A 12,902-nucleotide genomic window follows, 5' to 3' on the forward strand; every position below is an offset into this window, starting at 1 on the left:
GTTTGTTTTGGGGGCTTTTTTTATTCAAGGAATTTTTTATTTGAAAAATTTCAAATTTCAAGTATACATAAGAGTCCCCAAACATAAAATAAATTTATTAAAGAGGAGGGCAACAAATGTCTTACAAAAGTACTTATCAAGAAATAATTAAAAATTTAGACTCAAGCTTAAATGGTTTGAGCAAAGAAAGAGCAGAAGAGCTATTAGAAAAAAATGGAACTAACGAATTAAAGGAAGCAGATAAGGTTCCTACGTATAAGCTTTTCTTAGAAAGTTTTAAAGACCCACTGGTAATAATTCTATTGATAGCTGCTTTAGTACAAATATTTTTAGGTGAAACTGTAGAGTCCATAATAATTTTTGCAGTTATTATTATCAACTCTGTTTTAGGTGTTGTACAAACAAAAAAAGCAGAAAGTTCATTAGAAAGTTTGAAAAATTTATCTGCACCAAATGCAAAGGTAATAAGAGACAATAAGAAAATGACAATTCCAGCAAAAAATTTAGTAGTTGGAGATATCGTATTTTTAGAAGCTGGTGATTACATACCAGCAGACGGAAGACTTATAGAAGCACAATCATTAAAGGTTGTAGAAGGGATGTTAACTGGTGAATCAGAACCAGTTCTAAAACATACAGAAAAAATAAACGAAGATGTAAGTTTAGGTGACCAAAAAAACATGGTATTTAGTGGTGCTGTAGTAGTTTATGGTAGAGGTTCATTTGTAGTAACTGGAACAGGTATGGAGACTGAAATGGGTAAAATAGCTGGTCTTTTAGAAACTGCCGAAAATAAGTTGACACCATTACAACAAAAAATAGAAGCTTTCAGTAAAAAGCTTGGTGTAGGTATTGTAGTACTTGCACTCTTAATATTTATAATTCAGGTAGCAAGAAATTACATGATGGCTGGGAATGGAGAAATGACACAAATTATTCTCGATTCATTCATGTTTTCTGTAGCAGTAGCAGTAGCAGCAATACCAGAAGCTTTATCATCAATAGTTACTATAGTACTGGCTGTTGGAACAAATAGTATGGCAAAGAAACAAGCTATAATAAGGAAATTACCAGCTGTCGAGACTTTAGGTTCAACAAGTGTTATATGTACTGATAAAACAGGTACTCTTACACAAAATAAAATGACAGTTGTGGACTGTTATATGTATGGAACTAACAATGATGAGCTTAATAAAGAAAATATAAATTATTCTTACCATGCTAAATTGTTGACTATGGTTTCTACATTATGTAATGATTCTCATATAACTAGTGATGGAAAAGAAGTTGGTGACCCAACAGAAGTTGCATTAATAAATTATTCAAGCAAAAACGATTTAGATTATGATAAATTAAGAAGTAAATATATTAGAATAAATGAAATACCATTTGATTCAGATAGAAAGCTTATGTCTACAGTAAATAGTATATATGGAGATTATATAATGTTTACAAAAGGTGCTCCAGATATTGTATTTAGTAGATGTAAATATGCTTTAAAAAATGGCTCAAAAGTAGACATAACAGATGAGATAATAGAAGAATACAAGAAGAGAAATGAAGAGTTTTCAAATAGAGCACTTAGAGTATTAGCATTTGCAATAAAAGATGTCCCAGAAGAAGGTTTTACACCTTCAATTGATGATGAACATGATATGACATTGGTTGGTATAATGGCAATGATAGACCCACCAAGAGAAGAAGTAATGGATGCAGTAAAAGAAGCGAAGAGTGCTGGTATAAAAACCGTTATGATAACTGGAGACCACAAAACAACAGCAGCAGCAATTGCAAAAGAAATAGGTATAATGGAAGATGGAGATTTAGCACTTACAGGGAAAGAGTTAGATGCATTAAGTGAAGAAGAATTAAATAAAAAATTAGAAGATATAAGTGTATATGCCAGAGTTTCCCCAGAAAACAAAATTCGTATAGTAAAAGCATGGCAACATAAGAATAACATAACTGCTATGACTGGTGATGGTGTCAATGATGCACCAGCTTTAAAACAAGCAGATATAGGTATAGGTATGGGAAGTGGTACTGATGTAGCAAAAGATGCTTCTGCTATGGTATTAGTTGATGATAACTTTGCAAGTATAGTAAATGCTGTTGAAGTTGGTAGAACAGTATATAGCAATATAATAAAAGCAATAACTTATTTATTTGCAGGAAACTTGGGTGCCATAGTGGCTATCTTATTTGCAGTATTTGCAGGATGGTCAAATCCATTTACAGCTTTACAACTTTTATTTATAAACCTAGTAAATGACTCCTTACCAGCAATAGCATTAGGGTTTGAAAAATCAGAAAAAAATATAATGAATAAACCTCCTAGACATCCAGATGAAAGTATATTGGCAGGAGGAACATTAAAAGCAGTGGCTATAAGAGGTTGTATAATTGGTATAGTTACAATAATTGCACAATATATAGGGCTACAAGTATCACCAGAACTTGGTGTAGCGATGGCATTTTCAACTTTAATATTAGCGAGAATAATGCAAACATTGCCTGCACGTTCTAATAATCAGACAATAGTAAAACTAGGCTTTTTTAGTAATAAATATGTTATAGGAGCAGTTTTAATATGTTTTGGACTTTACTCTTTAACATTAATGCCAGTTTTGAGAGGAATATTCTCTATTCCAACAGTATTTGGTTTATATGAATTAGGAATTTGTTTAGGTTTAGCATTACTTTCATCAATATTGATGGAACTTAATAAATTAATGAATAGAAATACTGTAAAATAATTAAAAATACTAAACTAAAGGGACATATTGATAAAATCAATATGTCCCCTATATAGTTAGATTTATTCTAAGTTATCGATTATTTGGAATGCTTTTATAACTTCAGGAAGTTCTTTTTCTTCAGGCATTCTAAATCTTATAAAGTTTTTATCAAGTCCAGTAAAATCGCTACCAGATATAACTCTTATTTTTAATTTTGCAAATTCTTGTTGTAAATCTATATCTTTGTTTTTATGTTCAACTGTCATTATAGATACAGTATCACTAGTCTCAGCTATGTTAAGGTTTTTCCATGGAATCAATAGTTGATTTTTTATAGCTTTTGTTTTTTCTTTTAATTCTTCTATAAATTGAACATCGTCTAATAAATTAGCTGCAATACTACGAGAGATTTCAGATATTTCGTAAGGAGTAGAAATCTTTTTAATAGGATTAACAAGTTGTTCAGGAAGGACTGCATATCCTGCTCTTAGTCCTGCTAAACCAAAACCTTTTGAGAATGTTTTTAAAACAATTACATTGTCATAATCATTTAAAAGTTTTACAGCTGAATTTTCTTTTGGCATATATTCACCATAAGCCTCATCTACCATAACAGCTATATCATATTTTTCTGCCTCTTTTACTATATTTTCAATTGATGATAGAGGTATAACTTGTCCAGTAGGATTATTTGGGTTATCTATGTAAATTACTTTATATTCTGAGTTTATTTTTTCAATAAATTCTTTTTCATTAAACTTGAAGTTATTTTCTTTCTTTAAAAGAACATAGTCATAAGTAGCACCATGCATTTTTATGTCTGTTTCGTATTCTGAAAATTGAGGTGAACATCCTAAAACTTTATCTCCTTTTTCAATAAATAATCTATTTAAAAGATAAATAACATGTATAGAACCATCCGCTAGACAAATTCTATCAGTAGTTAGTGTTGTAAAGTCTTTCCAATAATCAACTATATTGTCTTTTAGACTAATTGAATGCGGGTATCCTCTTATCATATCAAATTCTAAAGCATTAAAAGCTTCCACAGCTTTATTTGAGAAAGATACTGTGTTTATACCTTCGCCACAATCTATCTCGAATACATTTTCGCAATGACCAGATTCTATGGCATAACTTTTTTTCAACTGCATTTCAATAGCTTTGTTAATTTTTAATTTCATAGTTTATCACTCCTTATTTAGTCAATAATAAATGTTAAAAAAGTTGCTAGATTTAAAATATTGTGAAAATACATGATAGTAAAAAACGAATATAAATATTATAATAGCTCACTTTATTTAATATGATTATATATCATATATTGTAAAATTTCTAGCGTTATAAGACTATAAATTGAAAATATTCAGAAAAATACTACAAGAAACGATTTATTTTGCTTTGATATGGAGGTATAGGAATGTTATTAATTTTATAAATTGGAATAGTTTAAGTGTAAAGTTATGATATAATTTAATAAGGGTAATTCTTTAAATTAGATTAAGGAAATATAAGTATACAATAAAATGTTATGGAGTTGGATGATGGGATATAAATTGATTGTAACAGATATGGATGGAACTTTATTGGGAAATAACCATAAAGTTACTGATGAAAATAAAACTGCACTACAAAAAGTTATTAAAAGTGGTATTAATGTAACTTTAGCAACAGGGAGAGCTTTCGATTCAGCTAAATGCAATGTAGATTTTCTTAAAGAGGATATGCCAATAATAGCTTGTAATGGATCATTGATAAGGGAACAAAATGGAAATATAATATATTCAAATAAAATTGATACAAAAACATGTCTAGATATTTTAGATGTGCTAGACAAATACAATATTTACTATCAATGTAATAGTATAGATTCTATGCTTTCAAAAAAAATAGAAGGACGTGAAGATAGAATAAGTGTGTTTTTGGGTTCTGAAACAGAAGTCATTGTAAGAGATGATTTAAGAGAAGAGATTTCTAAAAATGACATATTAAAGTTTGTAATAATAGAAGAAAAAAATCCAGCTATTTTAGACGAAATAAGAAAAGAATTAAAAAAAGTTCAAGGCATAAAAATAACTTCTTCTTGGCCAAATAATATTGAAGTTATGAATATTGGTGTTGATAAAGGCAATGCGGTTAAAATTTTAGCTGAAAAAATGAACATAGATAGAGAAGATATAATTGCATTTGGAGATAATTACAATGATATAGAAATGATAAAATTTGCTGGTCTTGGTGTAGCTATGGGAAATGCAGAAGAATTGATTAAACAAGAGGCCGATTATGTGACAGACAGCAACCAAGAGAGTGGAGTTGCAAAAGCAATTTATAAGTTTTTTGAGTTAGAAGAGTCACTTAGTTCTTAAAAAAGGCATTTAAAGGAAAAAATAGGTTGACTATTTTATAGATAGTAATTATAATACAAATAGGTAAAGTATAAAAATTTAGATTCAGTGAAGAAGAGAGTAGATATAAAGCAAGTCTCAGCGAGTTAGGGATGGTGTAAGCCTAATGATAATACTTTATATTGAAGAGAGCTTTGGAGAATATTACTTGAAATTCAGTATGGTAATAGGTAATCTCGCCTTAAGAGAATAGAGTGGGTAAACATTGTTTATCAACTAGAGTGGTAACACGGAATATTTCGTCTCTTGGTCTTTTTGACCAAGAGATTTTTTATTTTTAGCTAAAGTAAAAATATTACAATTAAAATATAAAAAATTAAAATATGAGGTGAAAAATATGAAATTATGGGGTGGACGCTTTAGAAAAGCTGAAAATCAACTTATGGAAGAATTTAATAAATCTTTTGGGTATGACTGTGTGCTGTACAAAAAAGATATTGAAGGAAGTATAGCACATGTCTATATGCAAGTAAAATGTGGGCTTTTAACAGATGAAGAGGGAAAAGCTATAACAGAAGGTCTAAATGGAATACTTGAAGATATTGAAAATGGAAAATTGGCATTAGATGGAGATTATGAAGATATACATAGTTTTACTGAGATAAACTTAATTCAAAGAATAGGTGATGTTGGGAAGAAACTTCATACAGCACGTAGTAGAAATGACCAAGTTGCAGTTGATATGAGATTATATGCGAAAGAAAAGGCAAGCGATTTAGTGGAGTTAATATCTGGATTTAAAGAAACTATAAAAGATGTTGCTGATAAAAATTCAGTAATGATGCCAGGATATACTCATCTTCAAAGAGCACAAGTGGTAACTTTTAAACATCACTTGATGGCATATTATAGTATGTTTGATAGAGATGAAAAAAGAATAAAAAATGCTATAGAGATATTGGACGAGTCACCTTTAGGTTGTGGAGCTTTGGCAGGAACTACACATGATATAGATAGAAATATAACTTGTGAGCAATTAGGGTTTAAAAAAGTTGTAGATAATTTTATGGATGGTGTAAGTGATAGGGACTATTTATTAGAACTAATGAGTGATTTTTCAATCATAATGATGCATTTAAGTAGACTTAGTGAAGAATTGATACTTTGGAGTTCACAAGAATTTGGGTTTGTTGAAATAGATGATTTATATACTACTGGAAGTAGTATAATGCCTCAAAAGAAAAATCCTGATGGTGCAGAACTTATAAGAGGTAAGACTGGTAGAGTATATGGAAATTTATTTGGTCTTTTTACAGTTATGAAAGGTATACCACTAGCTTATAATAAAGATATGCAAGAAGATAAGGAAGGATTCTTTGATAGTGTACACACTCTTGAAATGTGTATACAAATAATGGAAAGAATGATAGCTACATTAAAGGTAAATGAAGATAAAATGAAACAAGCAGTTAAAAATGGTTTTTTAAATGCCACAGAAGTTGCTGACTATCTAGTTAAAAATAATGTTGCCTTTAGAGATGCACATGGAATAGTTGGAAGTATTGTGATATATTGTGAAGACAATAAAAAAGCAATAGAAGATTTAACACTAGAAGAATTACATAAGTTTTCAGCTGTATTTAAGGAAGATATTTATGACTTTATCGATTATGAAAGTATATTAAACAAAGGAATAAAAAAGAATTTAAAATAATAGTAATAGATTAAGTTTTTAAAAGCTGTGAATTTGATGAGTGATATCATCAAATTTCACAGCTTTTTATTATATAAAACATTATTTATAATGCAATATCAATAACTTTTTAGTGTCAATAAATTTAAATTTATTAACACTGAAAAGTTACTAAAAATAAAACCTTCTATTATTAAAATGATAATTAATATCAATAAGTGTTGACAAATTTATTTCTAGATATTATTATATATAATATAAATAATAATGAAAATCAATATCAAATAAGGCGGGAGGCAGTCTAATGAACTTATTAGTGATTGGTGGCCATGAAAGAATGGAAAAAGATTATATGGTTATGGCCAAGAAAAAAGGTTATAAAACAAAAGTATACACTACTATGTCATCTAAATTAAATAACTCTATAGGAAAACCTGATGCCGTTGTTATACTTACATCAACAGTTTCACATAAGATGTCTAGAACAGTTGAGTCTCAGGCTAAAAAACAAGATATATTAATCGTAAGACATAAAAATAGTAGTAAAGTAGCATTTAATGAATGTCTAGATATGGTTGATGAATGTCTAGGAAACTGTTCAAAATGTAAACTTAATGATAAGCAAAAACAGAAAAATACATAAATATATAATTTAATAAGTTTGAGAATACATACTCAATATAAATTGAGTGTGTAAAATAAAGTGTGTATTCTTCCCAAAAGTTGTGATAATTAAAATATCACAATATAGAAGGAAGGAGCACATTTTTAATTTTTAACAAAACTAAAATGTTAAAGAGATTATGGAAGAATATGATAAAAATATTATTTTAATTATTTTTAAGTTAAGTACATTTTTAGTAAAATAAGAAAATATAAATAAAAACACATTTACTTAATTTTTGTAGAATTAATTGTCAATTTTTTATTTAAATGGTAGAATATTCATGGATGGTATCTTGTTATAAGAACTATACTTTAAATGTTTTTAATTATTTTGTCTTATATAACTCATATCTTCATGAATGAGATTGGAAATTAAGATGTTGTATCACAAGTTGGAGGTGATACTATTAAAATAGGATTTATTGGTTCTGGAAAAGTTGGTACATCTTTAGCAAATTATTTTTTGTCAAAAGATTATTGTGTAACAGGCTTTTATGGAAGAAATCAATTATCTTTATTAGAATCAACAGATTTAACAAAAACAAAGATTTATAGTAACTTGAAAGACATTATTTATGAAAATGATATATTATTTATTGCAACATCAGATGATTCTATTGAAATCATAGACAAAAAACTTTCCAAATTTAATTTAAAACATAAATACATTTGCCACACAAGTGGTTCTTTAAAATCTAGTATATTGTTCTGTTCAAAAAAAGCAGGTGCATTAATTTATTCTGTCCATCCTATATTTGCATTTTCCAATAAAAATACTGATATTAAAAAAATGAAAGACATTTGTTTTTCCATAGAAGGTGATAATGAAAAAGATGATTTATTTATTCAAAATTTTATAAATAGCTTAGGAAATCAGTTTTTTATAAGAGATAAAAATACTTCATCCACTTATCATGTAGCTAATGTTTTAGTTTCAAATTTAGTGTTATCTTTACTAGATGTAGGAGTAAGTTACTTTATTAAATTGGGTTTATCTGAAGAAGAAGCTTTAAAAGCTATAAATCCTTTGGTCAAAATAAATATAGAAAACATACTTGATAATGGATTTACTAAATCCCTTACTGGATCTGTTGTTCGTGGGGATATAACACCAATAAAAAAACATTTATCAGCATTAGATAAAAAAGATGAAGATATTTACAAAATACTCTCCTTAAATCTACTAAAAATAATTGCCTTGGAAAATGAAGATTCATTAAAATGTACAAAAAATATTTCTATAGAAAATGCAGTCGAAAATTTAATAAGTAAATCTGAAAAATACAAAGAGATTTACAAAATTTTAGGAGGAAAAAACAATGAAAAATACTATACTGACTTTTAAAAATGCTAAAAGTGAAGGAAGGAAGCTGTCTATGCTTACAGCTTATGATTACTCAATGGCAAAAATAATGGATGAATGTAACATAAATGGTATTTTAATAGGAGATTCATTAGGAATGGTAGTAAAAGGTGAAGAAAACACTCTATCTGTTACTATAGATGAAATTATATATCACACAAAAGCTGTAAAAAATGGTGCAAAAAATGCCTTAATCGTAAGTGATATGCCATTTCTATCTTACCATGTTTCTATAGAAGATGCTGTTAAAAATGCTGGCAGACTTGTAAAAGAAGGTGGGGCACATGCTGTAAAATTAGAGGGTGGCTCAAACGTTATAGAACAAATAAAAAACATTGTAAATGCTCAAATACCTGTAATGGGCCATTTAGGACTAACACCTCAATCTGTAAATTCATTTGGTGGATTTAAGGTTCAAGGAAATACTAGTGAAACAGCAAAACAACTTATTGAAGATGCTAAATTAATAGAAAAAGCAGGAGCCTTTTCTATTGTCCTTGAAGGAGTTCCTGCTAAAATAGCTGAGATGGTGACTAATTCTATTTCAATTCCTACAATAGGGATAGGAGCAGGAATTAATTGTGATGGTCAAATTTTAGTTTATCAAGATATGTTGGGGATGTTTGGAGATTTTGTACCTAAATTTGTAAAGCAATACGCAAATATAGGAGATATAATGAAAGATTCAATTAAAAATTACATACTAGAAGTTGAAACTGGTGCATTTCCACAAGAAAAACATAGCTTTTCAATAAATGAATCTGAATTAGAAAAATTATACTAAGATTAAGGATGGTACAAAATGCTTATAAAAGAAATAAAATCACTAAGGAATATAATTAAAGATTGGAAAAAAGCTGGCTATTCTATAGGCCTTGTTCCTACTATGGGATTTTTACATGAAGGACATCAAAGCCTTATCAAAAAAGCTGTAAAAGAAAATGATAAGGTAGTAGTAAGTGTATTTGTAAATCCAACTCAATTTGGACCAAACGAAGATTTTAACAGCTATCCGAGAGATATAGAAAAAGATTTTAAATACTGTATAGATAGTGGTGCATCAGTAGTCTTTAATCCATCATCAGAAGAAATGTATTTGAAAGGCCATTGTACTACCATAAATGTGTCTGGACTTACAGATTTTCTTTGTGGTTCTAAAAGACCTGTTCATTTTGGTGGTGTCTGTCTAGTTGTTTCAAAACTTCTGAATATAGTAACTCCTGATAAAGCTTATTTTGGAGAGAAAGATGCTCAACAACTAGCAGTAATTAAAAGGATGGTTAAAGATTTGAATATAGACACAAAAATAATAGGTTGCCCTATAGTTCGTGAAAATGATGGTTTAGCAAAAAGCTCAAGAAATACATATCTTTCAAAAGAAGAAAGAAAAACTGCTTTAGTTTTAAATGAAAGTTTAAGCTTAGCAAAAAAAGAACTGGCAAAAGGAATTCTAGATGTAAAAAAAATAAAAGAATTAATAACATCTAAAATAAATTCTGAAGATTCAACAAAAATAGATTATGTTGAAATTGTAGATAGTGAGACATTACAACCTGTTGAACATATAGAAAATTCTGTACTTGTAGCAAGTGCTGTTTTCATAGGAAAAACTAGATTAATTGATAACTTTACATTTCAATTTGATATATAGGCTGTTATTTTATACAGTATAGATGATTTAAAAAATGATATTTTATAAAAAGGAAAATTTAAAAATCAGATTCGTTTAAGATTATGATTAGTTGTAATTATATGGGGATGTCTCAAAATAAAAATTTGGGTATCTCCTTTTTTGTATAAAAAAAGAAAAGAGGTTCTTAAGAACCCCTAATCTATTTCTAATTAAATTTTTTTATTTTAGAATTTATATTTTCAATTTAAAAACTTTAAAAATCAAATAAATATATCGTCTATTTTTATAATAAGAAATACACTTAAGTTTTATCATTAATAATTGTTATTTTCTCATATTTCTTTTTCCTCTAGACTTTTTTTTATTATTCTTTTTAATATTTGAAGCTATTATAAATATAACTAAGAGTACTAAAATAGCTATAATAATTTTAATAAAAATCATCAAAGTTTTATTTTCAGTTATAAATGGAAGACTACTATCAAGATTGTTTTTAGCAACTAAATCTATACTCTTTTCTAGTTTACCACTATTATATATATTTAAAGTACCAACCTTAGTACCTTTTTTTACAGGCAAATCAATTTTATCTAGTTCAGTTTTAGTATTGTAGTCACCTTGAGATTCATTTTGTCCTAAAGTTATCTTATAACTATGTTTTGGTTCATAAATTAATTCATGCTGTTTTGTAAATAATACTTTTTTAGTATCAGTATATTTTTCTTTATCAACAATAGTAGCACATTTAAAATTATCAAATCCATAATCAATTAAGATGCGTGAATCTAAATATAAATCGTAATTAGTTGAATTAAATACAGCAGCAATGACTCTTCTTCCATCTTTTACTGCACTAGATAAAAGACATTTACCAGCAGCATCAGTATATCCTGTTTTTATGCCATCAACTATGTCGTATTTTATATCTATAGATTGACCTTTATATGTAATCTTATCATGTGATGTTAAAAATTTATTAGTATTTACAAAATATCTTTCATAAGGGTATGCTTTTGTAGCATCAAACTTAAGTGACTTAGTTTTTACAATTTGTCTAAAAACATCATTATTCATAGCTTCTCTAGCCATAAGAGCCATATCATGAGCTGTAGTGTAATGATTTGGGTCTGGTAATCCATGAGGATTGTTAAAATGAGTGCCAGTAGCTCCAATATTTTTTGCCTCAGAATTCATAAGGTCAACAAATTTTTGTACATCTCCTCCACCAACATATCTAGCTAATACAAATGCAGCATCATTAGAAGAATGAATTAAAAGAGCGTTTAATAATTGTCTTACAGTGAAAGCTTCTCCTTCTTTCAGGTACATACTAGAACCCTCTATCTGAGGTAGGTTTTTAATTTCTATTACTTGATTTAAATCCTTAACCTTTTTCAAAACTAAACAAGCTGTCCATGCCTTAGTTGTTGAAGCTGGATAAAGCTTAGAATCTCCAGATTTATTATATAATATTTTTCCAGTTTCATAGTCCATTAAAACGGCATGTTTGGCAACTATAGCTGGTTCATCATCTGCAAAAGATATATCAGAACTTCCTAAAAATGAAGCAAATATCAAGAAACAGATTAATAAAAGTGATAAATTTCTTTTCATTGTGAGCCTCCAAAATTTAAATTCATCTTTTAGTATAGCATATTTTTGTCAATAATTAAAATAAAGGAGTGATTAATATATGAAAAAAAAGGTAAAAATTATTTTGTTTTCCATCATATGTTTTTTAACATTATCAGCAATAATCATTAGTCGGCTAGATATCTTTAAAGAAGATATTTATGTTGTAAGTAAAAATAATTCACATAATGAAAAAACAGATAAGGTAGACAAAATAGTTAAAAATGAAGGTAATCAGCATAATAAAGATGAGGGGAAAATAGATAAAAATATTCAAATTAATAAAATAACTATATACATAAGTGGAGCAGTAAATAGACCAGGGATTGTAACTATAGAATCAGATAAGAGACTTTATGATGCTGTAGAATTATTAGGTGGAACAACAAAAGAAGCTGATTTAAATGGAATTAATTTATCACTAAAGTTAGAAGATGAACAACATTATATAATACCTAAAATAGGAGAAACAATATCTGTTACAAGTAGTAGTGATTCTAATAAATCAAGTCTAAAAAACGAACCTAAAAATGAATCTGAAAGTAAAAATAGTAAAAATCTATCTGATAAATCAAAAATAAATATAAATACAGCAACATTAGAAGAACTGGATGCTTTACCTGGAATTGGAGAGGCTACAGCTAATAAAATTTTACAACATAGAGAAGAAAATGGACAATTTGCTTCAATTGAAGATATAAAAAATGTGAATGGTATAGGAGATAAAAAATACGAAAATCTAAAAGATTTAATTTGTACAGACTAAAAATATAATACAAAACTCACTTATAGATATGGTATTATAAATATGTATGTATATGTGTGTATATGT

Annotated in this window: 10 protein-coding genes and 1 other annotated feature; of the genes, 8 read left to right on the top strand and 2 right to left on the bottom strand. The window is 27.9% G+C overall.

Features of this window, described 5'->3' with window-relative positions; translation table 11 throughout:
- Window positions 1-116: 116 nt before the first annotated feature.
- Window positions 117-2,756, top strand: coding sequence for a cation-translocating P-type ATPase (locus KGF36_RS00920; RefSeq protein WP_227828167.1), 2,640 nt, complete (start codon window positions 117-119; stop codon window positions 2,754-2,756).
- A 62-nt stretch (window positions 2,757-2,818) separates the two neighbouring features.
- Here KGF36_RS00920 and KGF36_RS00925 read toward each other — a convergent pair whose 3' ends face one another.
- Window positions 2,819-3,922, bottom strand: a complete 1,104-nt coding sequence (locus tag KGF36_RS00925; RefSeq protein WP_227828168.1) for a pyridoxal phosphate-dependent aminotransferase — start codon at window positions 3,920-3,922, stop codon at window positions 2,819-2,821.
- A 360-nt stretch (window positions 3,923-4,282) separates the two neighbouring features.
- Here KGF36_RS00925 and KGF36_RS00930 point away from each other — a divergent pair, with 360 nt between their 5' ends.
- From KGF36_RS00930 to panC, 6 genes are all read left to right on the top strand, one after another.
- A complete protein-coding gene (locus KGF36_RS00930) occupies window positions 4,283-5,104 on the top strand; it encodes a Cof-type HAD-IIB family hydrolase (protein ID WP_227828169.1) in 822 nt (273 codons plus the stop codon).
- Window positions 5,105-5,182: 78 nt separating this feature from the next.
- Window positions 5,183-5,393 (top strand) — a binding site (T-box leader).
- Window positions 5,394-5,480: 87 nt separating this feature from the next.
- A complete protein-coding gene (gene argH, locus KGF36_RS00935; RefSeq protein WP_227828170.1) occupies window positions 5,481-6,797 on the top strand; it encodes an argininosuccinate lyase in 1,317 nt (438 codons plus the stop codon).
- A 283-nt stretch (window positions 6,798-7,080) separates the two neighbouring features.
- Entirely contained in the window at window positions 7,081-7,419 is a 339-nt protein-coding gene (locus tag KGF36_RS00940; RefSeq protein ID WP_021385441.1) for a DUF2325 domain-containing protein, read from the top strand.
- Between the two features lie 429 nt (window positions 7,420-7,848).
- Window positions 7,849-8,787 carry a Rossmann-like and DUF2520 domain-containing protein gene (locus tag KGF36_RS00945; protein ID WP_413926879.1) on the top strand — a complete coding sequence of 313 codons (939 nt, stop codon included), beginning with the start codon at window positions 7,849-7,851 and terminating at the stop codon, window positions 8,785-8,787.
- Entirely contained in the window at window positions 8,762-9,589 is an 828-nt protein-coding gene (gene panB / locus KGF36_RS00950) for a 3-methyl-2-oxobutanoate hydroxymethyltransferase (protein ID WP_227828171.1), read from the top strand. The genes KGF36_RS00945 and panB overlap by 26 nt, the downstream gene beginning before the upstream one ends.
- Before the next feature lie 18 nt (window positions 9,590-9,607).
- Entirely contained in the window at window positions 9,608-10,456 is an 849-nt protein-coding gene (panC, locus tag KGF36_RS00955; RefSeq protein ID WP_227854513.1) for a pantoate--beta-alanine ligase, read from the top strand.
- A gap of 306 nt (window positions 10,457-10,762) precedes the next feature.
- Here the strand turns inward: panC and KGF36_RS00960 are convergent, their stop codons facing one another.
- Window positions 10,763-12,052, bottom strand: a complete 1,290-nt coding sequence (locus KGF36_RS00960) for a D-alanyl-D-alanine carboxypeptidase family protein (protein ID WP_227828173.1) — start codon at window positions 12,050-12,052, stop codon at window positions 10,763-10,765.
- A 79-nt stretch (window positions 12,053-12,131) separates the two neighbouring features.
- Here KGF36_RS00960 and KGF36_RS00965 point away from each other — a divergent pair, with 79 nt between their 5' ends.
- Window positions 12,132-12,836, top strand: coding sequence for a DUF655 domain-containing protein (locus KGF36_RS00965; RefSeq protein WP_227854514.1), 705 nt, complete (start codon window positions 12,132-12,134; stop codon window positions 12,834-12,836).
- Window positions 12,837-12,902 lie beyond the last annotated feature (66 nt).

Source organism: Clostridioides sp. ZZV14-6009, assembly GCF_020658095.1.
In the GTDB taxonomy this organism is placed as follows: Bacteria; Bacillota; Clostridia; order Peptostreptococcales; family Peptostreptococcaceae; genus Clostridioides.